This is a genomic window from Mesorhizobium sp. M2E.F.Ca.ET.209.01.1.1 (genome assembly GCF_004010375.2).
Classification (GTDB): domain Bacteria; phylum Pseudomonadota; class Alphaproteobacteria; order Rhizobiales; family Rhizobiaceae; genus Mesorhizobium.
Map to the genome: position 1 here is coordinate 37,756 of NZ_SADP02000015.1, position 14,518 is coordinate 52,273.

Sequence of the window (14,518 nt, forward strand, 5' to 3'; positions counted from 1 at the left end):
AAGCTTTCCGGAGCAACGTCTCACCGCTGGCGAGCCCTGTGCGCCTCCCTCCTTGGTTAACCAATCGCAAAGACGTTAGGTTAAAAAAACGCTAATTTAGTTGACTACCCCAGACACAGGTATATCTTTGTATGTGTTGGGTGTGCAATTTGGGCGAGCAGTCTGCGGTGGTGGCAACCGATTCGTGGATCGCGATATAGGGGCGTAAGGGACGCTTAGCGGCGAAGACAAGCCGCAGAGCAACAAGCCCCGCGAACTCAGAAAATTATGACGCACATCAGTGCAGGCGGTTCTGCATATGCGGAGGAATCGCCTTCGTGACCTGGTCGGGCGCAGCCCGTCCCGGAACGGTAGCGTGTGTGCGTACGAGGTTGCCATGAATAGGGTCATCAAGGTTCTGAAGCCGGTTCGATCGGGTCGAAAGAGCATCGATCGCGGCCGGGCCCTGGTCACCGGCGGAGCGGGATTCCTGGGTTCTCATTTGTGCGAGCGACTGCTTGCGGACGGCTATGAAGTCATCGCCCTGGACAATTTCCACACCGGCAAAAGATACAATCTAGGCAGCATCGCGCACGACGCCGCCTTCACCTGCATCAGCCACGACGTTGTCGACGCCTTGCCGATGGATATCGCCGTCGACGAGATCTACAACCTCGCCTGCCCGGCGTCCCCGCCACACTATCAGGCCGATCCCATCCACACGTTCAAGACCAGCGTGCTCGGGGCAATCAACCTTCTGGAACTTGCCCGGCGCCACAACGCCAAGATATTCCAGGCTTCGACCTCCGAGGTCTATGGCGATCCGCTGGTGCATCCGCAGCCTGAAGGTTATTTCGGCAACGTCAACACGCACGGCCCGCGCGCCTGCTACGACGAAGGCAAGCGGTCGGCCGAAACGCTGTTCTTCGACTATGCGAGAACCTACGGCCTCGATATCCGGGTCGCGCGGATTTTCAACACCTATGGGCCGCGCATGCGACCCGATGACGGTCGCGTGGTGTCCAATTTCATCGTCCAGGCACTGCGCGGGGACGACATCACCGTCTATGGCAGCGGCACGCAGACGCGCTCCTTCTGCTATGTCGACGACCTCATCGAAGGGTTTGTGCGGCTGATGCGGTTGCCGACCGCGCCGAACCATCCGGTCAACCTCGGAAACCCCGGCGAGTTCACCGTCATGGAGCTGGCCGAGCTCGTGCTCGATTGCACCAATTCCCGCTCGCGGATCGTGCACAGGCCGCTGCCGGTCGACGATCCCCGGCAGCGCCGGCCCGATATCAGCTTCGCCGAGCAGCAGCTCGGCTGGAAGCCAAAGGTCGCGCTGAGCGAGGGGCTGGCCTACACAGCCAGCTATTTCGAAGCCTTGCTGGGCCGCCGGCAGCCCGGGACGTCACGCGGCGATCATCTGTCCTCCGGCGAGGCTTTCGCGCTATGAGTGCCCGCCCCATCCTGGTGACGGGCGGCGCCGGCTTCATCGGCAGCCACACCTGCAAGCAGCTGGCGGCGGCCGGCTACCTGCCGGTGGTCTACGACAATCTCAGCCGCGGCAACGAGAAGGCTGTGGCCTGGGGTCCGCTGGTGGTCGGCGATATCCGCGACCGCGGCGCGCTCGAGCGAGCCATCGCCATCCACAGGCCGCAGGCGATCGTCCATTTCGCCGCGCTCGCCTATGTCGGCGAGTCGGTCAGCGACCCCGCGGACTACTATTCGGTCAATGTCGCCGGCACCATCGCCGTGCTCGAGGCCGCGCGGGCGAACGGCATCGGCAACATCATCTTCTCATCCAGCTGCGCGACCTATGGCATGCCCGAGGCGCTGCCCGTGCGCGAGACCTCGTCGCAGAACCCGATCAGCCCCTACGGCCGCAGCAAGCTGATGGGCGAACAAATCATCAGGGACCATGCCTCGGCCTACGGCACGAAATACGCAATCCTGCGTTACTTCAACGCCTGCGGCGCCGATCCCGACGGCGAGCTTGGCGAATGGCATACGCCGGAAACCCATCTCATCCCCAGGGTGTTGATGGCGGCGTCCGGCATGATCGAGGCGATCGAGGTCTTCGGCACCGACTACCAGACCGCGGACGGCACCTGCGTGCGCGACTACATCCATGTCAGCGACCTCGCCCGGGCGCATCTCAAGGCCCTCATGCATCTGGAGGCCGGCGGCACAAGTCTTGCGGTCAACCTTGGCACCGGCCGCGGGGTCTCGATCAGGCAGATCATGGAGGCGGTCGAGCGCATCACATCGCGGCCGGTCCCGGTCATGTACAGGGCGCGCCGGCCTGGCGATCCGGCAGGGCTTTTCGCCGACCCCGGCCTTGCCCGCGAACAGCTGGGCTTCGTGGCGCAACTTTCCGACATCGACACCATCGTCAGGACGGCCGCACCCTTCTTCGGGCTCGGCCCGGCCTTGCGCGATTCCGGCGCTTCGGCCGCCATACCGCGCGCATTGCGCGCGCCGCGCGGAGCAAACGCCAATCAGAAACGCCGGCCCGCAAGGCCGGCGGTCGGCCCTGTGAGTAATGTGTCGGGGCGTGGGCTCGCTGAGTTCGGCTAAGGCCATCTCAGCGAGCCTCCATTTTTGTTGCCTGAGCGCAATCAGGACTAAAGCGCGTCGCGATCTTTCAGATTCGCTCCATGCGCTTTAGGTTTTTTGATTTTACGCATGTCTTTATCCCGAAACCGGTTCTCACTTTCGGGAGACATGCGTTAGGGCCACGGCGAAACCGCCGGACTCAACGCGCGCTTTTATTGCTTCAGCTCTTGTTGTCGATCAGCTTGCGGGCCTCATCGAACTGCGCGCCCTTGGTGTTGCCCGCCTCGAACTTCTGATGCTCGTCGGCGGGATCGTCCTTGGCGTGCTTGAAATCATACCACGTGCCGTCGGGATCCTTGCGCTGCTCGATTTTGCCCTTGTCGACACGATGGCTGTAGCAGGTACGCCGCGGCTTGGTGGAGTAGGTCTTGGACCGCCAGGCAAGTTCCATGCACATCTTGCCGTCTTCCGTCACCAGCCAGCGGCCCTCGCCGACGGCGGGCGAATCCTCACCCTTCGTCCAGGCATGCAGGCGCCTGTCCATTCCGAAATAGGCGGCGCCGTTCTTCCAGTTCCAGGTGCGGTCGGCATAGAGAAGCTGCAGCTCGAAAGCCGTCGGAGCAATGTCGGGCTTGACGGCCGCCTCCACCGGCGCGCCGTTCTTTGCCGGAGCCGCGCCGGCGGCGCCGCTAAAAGCAATCTGGCCGCAGGCGGCCAGCAGCACAACCAGCCAGCCGCCTCTCGCAAGCCGACGGGGCTGGCTCAATTCAAGTCGGCCCGGTTCGCATGGCGATGTGGTTTCAACTGTCGTTCCAACGCGCGTGCCCATATCGATACCCCCCTCTCGACCCCGATACTGTGGGGCCGAGGAACCATGATCTGGAAGATGTCTCTTCGGGCTTCCGCGAGCCGTCGCCATGCCCGGGCCCGTCGGCCCGATGCGGCGCGATCAGCGCCCTTGAAGCTATTAACAGCCGCGCGCGGCGCGATGTCAACTGAGTCAAGGCTCAAGTGAGCACTACAAGCCGTTAGTTAACCTGGGATATTACAATGTTGTGATAGTCTGACCTTGTTTGGCGATTGGATGTCGCCAGAATAGCTTCGGCGGGGGGCTGCTCCACATGTTAGACAGCGCGGAAACGAGTGAGTTGCGAGGCGCGGGGTTTGCCGGCATGCGCCGGGCTGTCGGCGCCGCACGCATCCACACCGCGATCCTGCTGGCGATCTTGCTGATTGCCGCCATCGCGCGTTTTCACGACATCACCCAGCCCCTGGTCGATGCCTTCAGCTGGCGCGAGACAAGCACCGCGATGATGGCCGACAATTTCCAGCAGCGCAGCTGGAACATCTTCTTCCCCGAGGTGAGTTGGACCGGCCCGGGACCCAGCTACCAGGGCCGGGAATTCCAGATCGTCAGCTATATCACCGCGCTGCTCTACCAGCTCTTCGGCTGGCACGACTGGTTCGGCCGCATGGTCGCCGCGCTGTTCGGCATGGTGACGGTGTTTTCGTTGCACAGGCTGACCGCGCTTTGCTGGGATGAGGCGCATGCGCATGCGGCAGCCCTTGCCTATGCGCTGATGCCCGGGCCGGCGATGATCGACAGTTCGTTCCTGCCCGATCCATCGATGCTTGCGCTGGTGACACTCGGCGTGTGGCTGTTCGTGAAATACTGGACCGGCGGCAAGCCGTGGCTGCTGCCGCTGGCAACGGCGAGCTTCACGCTTGGCGCGCTGGCCAAGCCGCCGGGGCTCGCCGCCGGCGCCGTCATTTTCTACCTGACGGTCTGCTGGATCCTCCAACGGCGCTACAGGCAGGCGACGCGGGTGCTGTTCAGCGGGCTGATCAGCCTGGCGGTCGTTGCCGCCTATTTCGGCTGGGCCATCTATCTCGGCCGCAGCTACCCGCCCTACCATGTCGCCGGCAGCGGCTACATCTGGGATTCCGGCTTCTGGACGTTCTTCAAGAACAGTTTCTACCTCAAGTCGGTCTGGAATACCTCGGTCTGGTGGTTCTACGGTTATCCGTTCATGGCGCTGATCGCCGTTGGCTTCTGGATGCCGCCCAAGCCCGGCGAAGAAACCGGTGAGCGGGTCCTTTCGGCCGTTCCCTATGTCTGGCTCGCGGCGGCGGCGATCGTCTATGTCGCTGCGGCGCGCGAGATCACCAGCAATCCATGGAACTACCACATCTTCCACGTGCCGCTGGCGATGTTCTGCGGCCGTGGCGCGCTGGTGCTGGCGACGCTCGGCGCCGGAACGGCGCTCACCCCGGCCGTCATCCTGCGCTCGATCTTCATCGCTACGTTGGCGCTCATCCTCTCGACCTTTCCGCTCGTCAAGACGATGAAGGCGCCAGTCGCCACGAATGGAAAGCTGCTTGGCGAAGCGCTTGCGCGGGTCGCCAAACCCGACGATCTCGTCGTTACAATTGCCCCGGCCGTCGGCGACCCAGTCGCCATTTATTACAGCAGGCAACGGGGTTGGGTTTTTCCGCCTGGCGGCGGTGACGTGGAATGGTCGAAGTTCGTCGAGGACGATGCTACCGCGATTGCTCAGTTGGAGGATCTGCGCGCGCAGGGCGCAGACCTCTTCGGCGTTGCCAAGGAGGCCGCCGACAATCAGGACCGGCAGTTTATGAAGCATCACGCTGGGGTCATAGGCTATCTCGACAAGGCGGGAACCAAGCTTGTGGATTCGGATACGCTGCTGGTCTATAGGATCACCCGCCCGTGAGGGAGCCGTTGAGGCCTGGCCATGCGCTCGACGCGGTTGGCCTTTCGGCGGCAACCGGCGGGCCAAGCGGCCGGCGGACGGCCGCGTAGCGATGAACGTTGCGGCGCGGCCGCTGACGCGGCGATGGAAGCCGGCGGAGTACTGGTTGAAAAGAGCATTCTCGATAATCGTCACCCTGGCGCTGCTGGCATGGCTTGCCAGCGACCAGCGCTGGAAGATGGTCGGCGATGCGTTCGCCTCCATCACGCCCGGCGCTTTCGTGGCGGTCGCGGCGGCGCTGTTCGTCACCTATGTGCTCAGGGCACTGCGCGTCTGCGACGAGTTCCGCGAAGACGTGAACGGCCGCTTCGGCGCCACGCTGCGCGTTATCCTGATCCACAATGCCATGATCAACATCGTGCCGTTCCGCGGCGGCGAGACGGCCTTTCCGATCCTCTTGCGCCAGGTGTTCGGCGTCTCGATCGTGCGGGCCAGCGCATCTCTTCTCTGGTTCAGGCTGCAGGACGCTTTCGTCGTCGGCGTGCTGGCCTGCCTTGTCTGGCCGGGCCTGCATCCGGCGCTGAGGGCCGCCGGCATCGCGGCGCTGATCGCCGCCGCCTGGTACCTGCCGCGCTGGGCGCGCGCGCCGCACAACTGGACGGCGGGCGGCAGGATCGTCTCTAAGCTCGGCAAATTGCGCGACATCTTCACCGAGGCGACGGGACGCTCGCGCTATGGCTGGTGGTGGACGATCGCCAACTGGGCGCTGAAGCTCGGCGTGCAGGGCTGGCTGCTCGCCATGCTGCTCGGCACCTCGTTCCAGACCGCCTTTCCCGGCGCCGTCGGCGCGGAAGCCGCCGCCATCCTGCCGGTGCAGGGCGTCGCCGGCTTCGGCACCTATGAGGCAGGCGCCGCCGCGGCGCTGCTTTATTCCGGCATCGCCATGAAGGACGGCCTGCAGGCGGCGCTCGCGCTCCATCTCTTCATTCTGTGCTCGGCGGTCGCGACCGGTGCGATCGCCTGGCTGTTCCCCTCGAAATCGACGCTGCCGGAAACCCCGGCGGCGGGACCGGCAAGGAAATGACCGCCATGAACGTGCTTCCCATTCCGGCTTCCGGATTGCCCGAGGGCGCCGTCATGCCCGAGCACAAGCTCTCCATCGTCATCCCGATGTACAACGAGGCCGACAATGTCGAGCCGTTGCTCGTGCGCATCCATCAGGCGATGGAGAATTACAGCCAGCCATGGGAGGTGGTGCTGGTCGACGACGGCAGCACCGATGCCACGCCCACCGAGATCCGCCGGCTGGCGGCGCAATACGGGCCACATGTGCATGGCGTGGAGCTGGTGCGCAACTACAAGCAGACCGCCGCCATGCAGGCCGGCCTCGACGCCGCGCGCGGCGATGTCATCGCGACGCTCGACGGCGATCTCCAGAACGATCCGTTCGACATTCCGCGCATGGTCTATCGCCTGCTGACCGAGGATCTCGACCTCGTCGCCGGCTGGCGCAAGAACCGCAAGGAAGGGTTCTGGTTGCGCCGCCTGCCCTCGCGCATCGCCAACAGGCTGATCGCGCGCGTCACCGGCGTGCGGCTGAACGATTATGGCTGCAGCCTGAAAGTGTTCCGCGGCAGCGTCATCCGCAGCGTGCGCCTCTATGGCGAGATGCACCGCTTCATCCCGGCGTGGCTCGCGACGGTGACGACGCCGCGCCGTATCGCGGAGGAGGTGGTGACGCATCACGCCCGCATCCACGGCCAGTCGAAATACGGCATCTCGCGCACCTTCCGCGTCGTGCTGGACCTCGTCTTCATGTTCTTCTTCATGCGCTACCGCACCAGGCCCGGCCATTTCTTCGGCGGCATCGGCATCGTGCTCGGCGTGCTCGGCTCGCTGATCCTGGCCTATCTCTTCGCGATCAAGGTGTTTTGGGGCCAGGACATCGGCACAAGGCCGATGCTCATCACCGGCTTCTTCCTGGTGATCGCCGGGCTGCAGGCGGTGACGTCGGGCGTGCTGGCCGAGATGCTGTCGCGTGTTTATCTCGAGGCCAACGGCGCGCTCGCCTATGTAGCGCGGCCGCAGCCCGCCCCTGGCGAAGGCGACGGCTGGCAATGGCCGAGCAAGCCGCAGATCGGGAAGGCGAAGCCGCGCCGGAAATAGCGCTCAGGCTACACAGATGCCGGGCACGGCGACTTTCTGGAAAAGGTGCGGCGAAGCGACCGACGAGGACGGATAGGTCGAAATCTTCGTCCTGAATTGCGGATGCATGAATGCCGCGCGGAAAGCGGCGGTCGATTCCCAGATCGCATAGTTCAGATAGGTCGGGCTGTCGCCGAGCGCCCGGTGCAGCTGGGTCGAGATGAAGCCCGGCTGCCGCTTCATGAAGGCTGCGTCGTCTTGCCAGATCTCCAGGAAGGCCTGCTCGTCGGCCTTGTCGAGTGTGAAGACATTGACCAGCACGACGGCGTTGGCGTCGAGCGCGACCTGACGGTCGATCGGGAAAGCAGGGTCGAGAGGACGCATATGGGTCATCGGAGAACTCCTCATATTGGTGTTATGGTGTCAATCTGTTACTATGCATACATACTAATTTGACATTATGATGTCAATATGGATATAGAATGACGAATTCGCGCGCTATGAAACGGACGGCGGCTGGCAAGGCCTTGAGCGATCTCATCCTCGACCTGTTCAGGTTGAACAGCCGCATCAGTGCAGCCGGCGACAGGCTGGTGGCCGATCTCGGCCTCACCAGTGCCCGTTGGCAGGTTCTTGGAGCCATTGTAGCGGCCGAGCGGCCACAGCCTGTGGCATGGCTGGCGCGCGACCTCGGCGCCAACCGGCAGAACGTGCAGCGCATCGTCAACGACCTGCAGCGCGAGGGACTCGTCGCCTTCAAGACCAACCCGCACCATCGGCGGGCGCAGCTCGTGATGCTGACGGACAAGGGCAGCGAGGCTTACGACGCGGCCATGCGCCTTCAGGCACCCTGGATCAACGACCTCGCCGAAGGGCTCGCGGTCGAGGACATCAACACCATGCATGGCGTGATCATGGTGCTGCGACGAAGATTGGAAGGAGACGCGGATCTGGAGGAGCAGAGCTGACCGCTACGGATCCGTGGGGTGTCAATTACGAGGTTCGTGGACTGGCGGCCGGAAGGCAAGAGGCAGCGCGCGCATTGCGCGCTTCCCCTCGCCTCCGGCTCGCGCCCCCCGGCGACGACGCCTTTTCTGGTTCAACGAGCCCGGCAGGCCGAGCGCTGGCCGAAGCCGCTTGGGCCGCAAATCCAGGGCGAATGGCCAAGCAGCGGGCCAACGCTGCCCAGCGTGTAGGAAACCTTGACCGGCGCCGGCATGTGCAGCCGCTGCGGGCGCACGAAAGCCGCATAGGCTTCTTCCCTGACGCGCGTCACCCTGGTCATGCGTGTCATCGGCTTCCGATTGACCACATGCAGCCGCCCGTTCTCGACGTGGTGCATCTTCTTGCCGAGTTGCTCAGTCACCGGCTTGACGCTGAGCGAGCCGGTTTTCATCGTATCCATGCTCTGGCAGCCCGACACCATCGAGACCAGTGCGACAGCGGCAAGCGCGACGGCATATCTTCCGCCAACCGCTACCGCGCCTTTCGCGAATTTCATCATTGCCATCCCCTGCCCACAGTATTTCTTGATGAAGCGCGGAGATATGTTCTCCCCGCCTCTCGTTCATATTGCGCAAGCGGTTCACATTCACTCGCATCGCGGCTTAATATTAGAGGAGACTTATTAAAATTCGCGCAAACGACGTGATGAGCGCAGTCTTTCGGCACTCGACCTACTTTTATTAAAATTTGAGCATTTTTTTGAATGGCGGTCGTCAGGAGGCCAGCGGTTCAGTCAGGCCATGGGCTCGACGACGCCTGCGGCCTCAGGGCGACGGATCCCAGCCGGGGTCGAAATAGAAGTTCTGGGTCCCGGCCCCGCCCTGTCCCGCGCCTGAAACCGGATAGGTTATCCTGACGATGCGCAAGTGACCGGCGCCCTGCTGCAGTCCATATATGCCTTGCAGCCCGCGGTCGTAAAATCCTGCCAGCGGGATCAATACGGCGATGGCAGCGAGCGATCCTTGCAGCGCAAACTTGCCCACGTCTTGCCGCAGCGAAATCTTGTTCTCGGTCAGATGCTTGCCAACTATCACCACGACCAGCAATCCGTAGATCGTCGCATTGAACGCGGCTAACCAGTAGAAACCGAGGGCTGTCGAAGGATGCTCCACAAGAAGAACCGGCAACGAAGCACCAATCGCAAGCAGAGCATATGGCACGATGACGCGGGCGGGCAGAAGGTGTTTTGGGCCGCTGCCTTTTGGCGTGACGCGGAAATCGACGAATGACTTGGTCAGATAATCGCGAACCGATGCTAGCGTTCCTGCCATCACCCACGGCCAGCGCGCGAACAAATGGAAGAGTGTCCCTTCCCAACTGATAGCCTTGGCCGAGAATGGACGCGAGAGACCTAACCTCTTTAGAAAGATCACCAGAGCAATCGGGATGGCCGCGCTTGGCATGTAGTAGATAAGGAATTCCGGATACGCCACGTTGGCAAAATTGTTGCCCGACAAAAGCGCGTAGATCGGCATGGCATATGTTGCCATCGCGAACAAAGCGAACATGGGATACCAGAGTTGGCAGAATACGAACTGCCGTCTGAGCCTCGGGCTGAGCTTGGACAGATATGCCGGCGTGTATTCAAGCAGGATGGTCGTCAAGCTGCGCGACCATTGGAATTCCTGAGTAATCAGATCGGCGAAAGTTTGCGGTCCGTCGCCATTGGCGATTGCGTCAATCGCGTGCACGCCGCGCCAGCCGGCGGCGTTGATCAGCATTGAGGTGGAATGATCCTCGGCGAGCTCCGGACCGAGACCCCCGGCCTCACGCAGCGCCCTCGTCCTTACGGCATAGTGCGAGCCGATGCAGAGGGGTGCGCCGCTAGCTGTGTAACCGGATTGCAGTGGTCCGTGGAGCATCCCCTCAACAAACAGCCGGCCACGCGCGGCCCAGCTTTCGTCGGCATTGTTGTCGCAGATGCTGGGCGCCGAGACATAGCCGACGCCAGGATCGGCGAAGGGATAGAGGATTTCCCTCAGATAGGTCGGCGTCGGCACGTGATCGGCGTCCATCTGGGCGACGAAGTCGTAGCGCTCGTAACCGTAGTGGTCGTAAAAGAAGGCGAGATTGCCTTCCTTGCAGCGGGTCCGGCGCGGCCAGGTCTTGCGGTGGTAGTCCTCGCGGCCGCGGCGTGTCGAAACCAGCACGCCATGCGCGTCGCACCAGCGAACCGTCGCCTCCGATGGATCCTCGTCGGCAAGCCAGGTGTCGTGCGGATAGTCCTGCGCCAGCATCGCTTCCAATGTGCGCTGCACCACGGCGAAAGGTTCCGACGGCGCCTTGGTGACCACCATGGCGACGCGCGAGCGCTTCGGGATCGTGTGCAGCTTCGACGACTTCCTCGAGGCATGGACGTTGAGCAGGAAATACGTCGGCATCAAGGTCAGCCAGGCCAGCACGATTGTGGCGAGGGCAAAGGGCCCGACATGATCGACATGCTCGGGCCGCAGCCACCAGGACCAGAAGAAAGCCAGCGCGACGAACCAGAAAGCAAGGCCAAGCCGCAAGATCAATTGCTGGCGCGACGTGAGCACAGGTACTAGGTAAGGGCCATTGGGGCCGTGGCCGGCCGGAACCTCGCCAGCCTTGCCCAATGACGCAGTTTTGCCGCCGACAACGCCGGCTTCCCCAGATACGCCCACACTACCCGCCCTGCCCGCCCGGCCAAGCCGGTCGAGCGCATTCATCCCCGCTATAGAATCAGCCCAAGCTAATGCAGAGTCAACAAGATTAGGCTTTCGTTAACCACGCTTGTTGGGAACTGGTTAAACAACCACGGCATCCGCGACCTTCCCAGTCGGGCGTGGCCCGCAACGCGGGCAGGTGTGAAGCGTTCGGGGCAGCGCGAGCCATCCTTCCCGTTAACCATACCGATCGCGATAAGGTTAAGTAACGGTTAATTGCGCTTGACTCTCACTGAGCATAGGCTCTTATATGAGGAAGGGTTAATATCGTAACGTTGACGCGAATTTGTGAGTATCGCGGCGACCTCGTCTCAAGGGCTATGTATAGGGCCGGAAGGGACAACAATAGTGGACGGCACCGCTTGAAGCACGCCAGTCCCAGTCGCTCTGAAAACCCGCATTTTCCACGTCGGCAACCGATATTTGGGTTTGCGTGCCGGTTTCGGTCGGCACGTTGTGGCAAGCTTCAAAGTCCGTCGGACATTGAAGCCCATGGAGGCGGGTATGAAACTCTGCACAGCAACCGCGCTTGTGTCGGCGCTTATCGTTGGCGTGGCCTTGCCGGCGTCGGCTGGATCGCCGGCCGGGACGGATCCGATCAAGACGAGCTCGGCGGCGTCGGCGTTCGGCTCCTACGATCCTTACGGCGACTTCAGCAATGACAAGACGGCCAGCATTGAGGAATTGTTCCTGCCCTGGGAAGACGTCGACCTGTCGACGCTGCCTCTGGCCGATGCCTACGCGCAGCAACGCGGCCGCTCGCTGCTGATCACCATCGAGCCTTGGACATGGTCGAAGGACTGGCGCATCACGCCGCCCGAGCTGAAGAACGGCATATTGAGCGGCAAGTATGACGCCAACATGCAGGCGATCTGCAACCTCGTCGGGCAGATGAAGAGCCCGGTCACCATCCGCTGGGCGCAGGAAATGGAAGACACCAACGGCCGCTTCACCTGGGCCAACTGGGCGCCGAAGGACTGGATCGCCGCCTACAAGCGCGAGGTGGACGTCTGCCGCAAGGCCGCGCCCGCGGCAAAATACATGTGGTCGCCCAAGGGTATCGAGGGCCTGGAAAAATACTATCCCGGCGACAACTATGTCGACGTCGTCGGCCTGTCGGTGTTCGGCCTGCAGAAGAAGGACAATGACGAGGTCGGCCGCGACCGGACCTTCGAAGAAACGCTGAAGCCGGGCTATGACCGTGTCGCGAAATTCAACAAGCCGATCGTCGTCGCCGAATTGGGCTATGTCGGAAAGCAGGACTACGTGTCCAAATGGTCGGACGACTCGCGCAAGTCCTATGCGGAGTTTCCGGCGCTGACCTCGGTCGTCTACTTCAACCAGAAGGAAGTCTGGCCATGGCTGGGCGGCTATGGCCTGCCCGACTGGCGGGTGACCCAGCACGTCTTGCCATAAAGGCGTGACCATGCCCGTCCCGGCCAGACCGGGACGGTCTCCGGCTAAAGCTGTTAAAGTGGGGTTGCCGCCGAGCTGGCTCGGCGGTGGGTGAAGCGTATGCGTAAATCAGTCGGCGGAGTAAAATCGTGAAAAGTGCAGTGGGGAAGTTTGTCGGAGCGGCGCTCGCCTGCTCCGTTTTTGTTATCGGCCTGCAGGACGCCGCAATGGCCAAGGCCGCGAACAGGATCGGCGACAAGGCGGCGAAGGCCACCACCATCTCTGACGAAGGCATCTATCAGCTCTAAAAGAACCGTTCCTGGCGCTGGGGCAATCACGGCGCCGCCTATTTCGCGGTGCCGAAGCGGCAGTTTACGGCCTGGTCCACCGAAGGTGGAAAGAGCTATGGCGAGGGCATCTGGTTCATGCCCGGCAGCGGCAAACTGTGTTTCCGGGCAACCTGGCATGGCTCATCGGGCGCCAAGACCTCCTTGAGCTGCTTCGAGCATCGCCAGGCCGGGAAGGTGATCTACCAGCGCAAATCTCCGGGCGGAGACTGGTACGAGTTCACGGACCGCCACGGCAAATCGAACCTGCGCAATGGCGACTATGCGAGCAGGAAGGTGAAACGCTTCAAGGCGAAGCTGTAGTCGCTGCGCGCAGGCATGGCGCCATGCGTAGAGCAATTCCTGGAAAAGTGTGAGCGGTTAGGCTCGGCGTCTTCGCCATAGCCTTCTGTCCGGAATTCCATGAAACGGTGAAACGCACCGGTTGGCGTGAACAGCGCAATTGCCTGGCAGAGCGATTTCGCGCAACGGTTTTCGCGACGGGAACGACCGCGAATGACCGATGCCGAGGACTGACAGATCCATCCTGATCACGGGAGCGCGCGCGCCGGTGGCGCTGCATCTGGCGCGCCTTGTCCACGGCGCCGGGCGCAGAGTGATCCTGGCCGACACCCCGGCGCGGCCGATCGCGGCAGCGAGCAAGGCCTGCGCGCGCTATCATCGCCTGCCACCGCCGCGCTTCGAACCGCAAGCCTATGCCGAGGCGGTGGAAGCGCTGATAAGGGCTGAAGGTGTCGAACTGGTCATCCCGACCTGCGAGGAGGTCTTCCACCTTGCGCTGGCCTGGCGCGGCAGGACCATGCCGGCAAAGGTGTTCGCCCCCGACATCGGGTTGCTGGCAGAGGTCCACAACAAGCACAGCTTCATTCACCTTGCCGAACAGCTTGGCCTGGCGGTGCCGGAGACCACGCTTCTCAATTCCCGCGACGATCTGGAGGCGGTGGGTGGCCACTCGCGTGACCTGGTGTTCAAGCCGGTCTGGTCGCGCTTCGCCAATCAGGTTCTGCTGCGTCCGACACCGGATTTCCTCGATGTGATCGCGCCCTCGCCCGCCATGCCCTGGGTGGCGCAGCGTTTTGTCGAGGGCGAGGAGATCAGCGCCTATGCTGTGGCGCGCGAGGGCAGGCTCAAGGCGCTGGCGCTCTACCGCTCGCTCTGTCGCGCCGGCAAGGGCGCCGGCATCTTCTTCGAACGGGTCGAGGACGATGCGGCGCGCGAACTGGTCGAGCGTATCGTCGCCGGCACCGCATGGACCGGGCAGATCTCGTTCGACCTGATGCGCGAGACGGATGGACGCGTGCTGCCGCTCGAATGCAACCCGCGCGCGGTGAGCGGCCTGCATTTCTTCCGCGATCCGGCGCGGTTCGTGGACGCCGTGCTGGGCGGCGGTCCTGAGGTCAGGCCGGACGTCACCAGGCCGCAAACGGTGCGGCTCGCGATGTGGATCTATGGGCTGCCGGCGGCGCTGCGTTCGCGAGCGCTTGCCCGCTTTCGCGAGGCGATGCGCGAGGGCGAGGAACTGCTCGATTGGCCGGGCGATTCAGCCCCGGTAAGGGCGCAATGGCCAGCGCTGGCGGAGATTGCGAGGGAAGCTTGGCGCGAACGGATCAGCCTGCAAGCGGCCTCGACGCGGGATATCGAGTGGAATGGGCCGGGCTCGGGCTAGGCAGACTGTAGAAGTCGGCGG

Annotated in this window: 13 protein-coding genes and 1 pseudogene; 10 read left to right on the forward strand and 4 right to left on the reverse strand. The window is 63.0% G+C overall.

Annotation, left to right across the window (positions count from 1 at the left end; translation table 11 throughout):
- Positions 1 to 376: 376 nt before the first annotated feature.
- Both EN852_RS24750 and galE read left to right on the forward strand, forming a co-directional pair.
- Entirely contained in the window at positions 377 to 1,435 is a 1,059-nt protein-coding gene (locus tag EN852_RS24750; protein ID WP_127864951.1) for a UDP-glucuronic acid decarboxylase family protein, read from the forward strand.
- Positions 1,432 to 2,559 carry a UDP-glucose 4-epimerase GalE gene (galE, locus tag EN852_RS24755; protein WP_127864950.1) on the forward strand — a complete coding sequence of 376 codons (1,128 nt, stop codon included), beginning with the start codon at positions 1,432 to 1,434 and terminating at the stop codon, positions 2,557 to 2,559. Before EN852_RS24750 ends, galE begins: the two co-directional genes overlap by 4 nt.
- A 199-nt stretch (positions 2,560 to 2,758) precedes the next feature.
- Here the strand turns inward: galE and EN852_RS24760 are convergent, their stop codons facing one another.
- Positions 2,759 to 3,304 (reverse strand): DUF995 domain-containing protein, encoded by a 546-nt coding sequence (locus tag EN852_RS24760; RefSeq protein ID WP_246694380.1) that lies wholly within the window; start codon positions 3,302 to 3,304, stop codon positions 2,759 to 2,761.
- A 406-nt stretch (positions 3,305 to 3,710) separates the two neighbouring features.
- Here EN852_RS24760 and EN852_RS24765 point away from each other — a divergent pair, with 406 nt between their 5' ends.
- From EN852_RS24765 to EN852_RS24775, 3 genes are all read left to right on the forward strand, one after another.
- On the forward strand, positions 3,711 to 5,273 hold the full coding sequence (locus tag EN852_RS24765; RefSeq protein WP_246694381.1) for a glycosyltransferase family 39 protein: 1,563 nt from the start codon (positions 3,711 to 3,713) through the stop codon (positions 5,271 to 5,273).
- A 145-nt stretch (positions 5,274 to 5,418) separates the two neighbouring features.
- Positions 5,419 to 6,336, forward strand: a complete 918-nt coding sequence (locus tag EN852_RS24770) for a lysylphosphatidylglycerol synthase domain-containing protein (RefSeq protein WP_127877877.1) — start codon at positions 5,419 to 5,421, stop codon at positions 6,334 to 6,336.
- 5 nt (positions 6,337 to 6,341) lie between these two features.
- Entirely contained in the window at positions 6,342 to 7,418 is a 1,077-nt protein-coding gene (locus EN852_RS24775) for a glycosyltransferase family 2 protein (protein WP_127864945.1), read from the forward strand.
- Positions 7,419 to 7,421: 3 nt separating this feature from the next.
- On the opposite strand, the gene EN852_RS24780 is transcribed toward EN852_RS24775, so the two are convergent.
- On the reverse strand, positions 7,422 to 7,790 hold the full coding sequence (locus tag EN852_RS24780; protein ID WP_127877875.1) for an antibiotic biosynthesis monooxygenase family protein: 369 nt from the start codon (positions 7,788 to 7,790) through the stop codon (positions 7,422 to 7,424).
- A gap of 89 nt (positions 7,791 to 7,879) precedes the next feature.
- On the opposite strand from EN852_RS24780, the gene EN852_RS24785 reads away from it, so the two are divergent.
- Entirely contained in the window at positions 7,880 to 8,365 is a 486-nt protein-coding gene (locus EN852_RS24785; RefSeq protein WP_127864943.1) for a MarR family winged helix-turn-helix transcriptional regulator, read from the forward strand.
- A 131-nt stretch (positions 8,366 to 8,496) separates the two neighbouring features.
- On the opposite strand, the gene EN852_RS24790 is transcribed toward EN852_RS24785, so the two are convergent.
- Both EN852_RS24790 and EN852_RS24795 read right to left on the reverse strand, forming a co-directional pair.
- The gene (locus EN852_RS24790; protein ID WP_127877873.1) at positions 8,497 to 8,901 is read right to left on the reverse strand and encodes a hypothetical protein; all 405 of its coding nucleotides are present in this window, start codon (positions 8,899 to 8,901) and stop codon (positions 8,497 to 8,499) included.
- 265 nt (positions 8,902 to 9,166) lie between these two features.
- Positions 9,167 to 10,999, reverse strand: a complete 1,833-nt coding sequence (locus tag EN852_RS24795; RefSeq protein WP_246694390.1) for a cellulose synthase catalytic subunit — start codon at positions 10,997 to 10,999, stop codon at positions 9,167 to 9,169.
- Between the two features lie 594 nt (positions 11,000 to 11,593).
- Between EN852_RS24795 and EN852_RS24800 the strand changes: the two genes are divergently transcribed.
- From EN852_RS24800 to EN852_RS24810, 4 genes and pseudogenes are all read left to right on the forward strand, one after another.
- Complete coding sequence (locus tag EN852_RS24800; protein ID WP_127877869.1) at positions 11,594 to 12,505, forward strand: glycoside hydrolase family 26 protein; 912 nt, start codon at positions 11,594 to 11,596, stop codon at positions 12,503 to 12,505.
- Between the two features lie 128 nt (positions 12,506 to 12,633).
- Positions 12,634 to 12,792 carry a hypothetical protein gene (locus EN852_RS42485; protein ID WP_246694382.1) on the forward strand — a complete coding sequence of 53 codons (159 nt, stop codon included), beginning with the start codon at positions 12,634 to 12,636 and terminating at the stop codon, positions 12,790 to 12,792.
- 15 nt (positions 12,793 to 12,807) lie between these two features.
- A pseudogene (locus tag EN852_RS42490) lies at positions 12,808 to 13,134 on the forward strand (DUF995 domain-containing protein); the annotation flags it as partial.
- A gap of 199 nt (positions 13,135 to 13,333) precedes the next feature.
- Positions 13,334 to 14,497, forward strand: coding sequence for a hypothetical protein (locus EN852_RS24810; protein ID WP_127877867.1), 1,164 nt, complete (start codon positions 13,334 to 13,336; stop codon positions 14,495 to 14,497).
- The last annotated feature ends 21 nt before the right edge of the window (positions 14,498 to 14,518 follow it).

Excerpts from the sequence above, each read along its gene's own strand:
- EN852_RS24765 (WP_246694381.1), top strand. The coding sequence starts at position 3,711 with ATGCGCCGGGCTGTCGGCGCCGCACGCATCCACACCGCGATCCTGCTG.
- EN852_RS24750 (WP_127864951.1), top strand. The coding sequence starts at position 377 with ATGAATAGGGTCATCAAGGTTCTGAAGCCGGTTCGATCGGGTCGAAAG.
- galE (WP_127864950.1), top strand. The coding sequence starts at position 1,432 with ATGAGTGCCCGCCCCATCCTGGTGACGGGCGGCGCCGGCTTCATCGGC.
- EN852_RS24790 (WP_127877873.1), bottom strand. The coding sequence starts at position 8,901 with ATGATGAAATTCGCGAAAGGCGCGGTAGCGGTTGGCGGAAGATATGCC.
- EN852_RS24785 (WP_127864943.1), top strand. The coding sequence starts at position 7,880 with ATGACGAATTCGCGCGCTATGAAACGGACGGCGGCTGGCAAGGCCTTG.
- EN852_RS24810 (WP_127877867.1), top strand. The coding sequence starts at position 13,334 with ATGCCGAGGACTGACAGATCCATCCTGATCACGGGAGCGCGCGCGCCG.
- EN852_RS24780 (WP_127877875.1), bottom strand. The coding sequence starts at position 7,790 with ATGACCCATATGCGTCCTCTCGACCCTGCTTTCCCGATCGACCGTCAG.
- EN852_RS24775 (WP_127864945.1), top strand. The coding sequence starts at position 6,342 with ATGAACGTGCTTCCCATTCCGGCTTCCGGATTGCCCGAGGGCGCCGTC.
- EN852_RS24800 (WP_127877869.1), top strand. The coding sequence starts at position 11,594 with ATGAAACTCTGCACAGCAACCGCGCTTGTGTCGGCGCTTATCGTTGGC.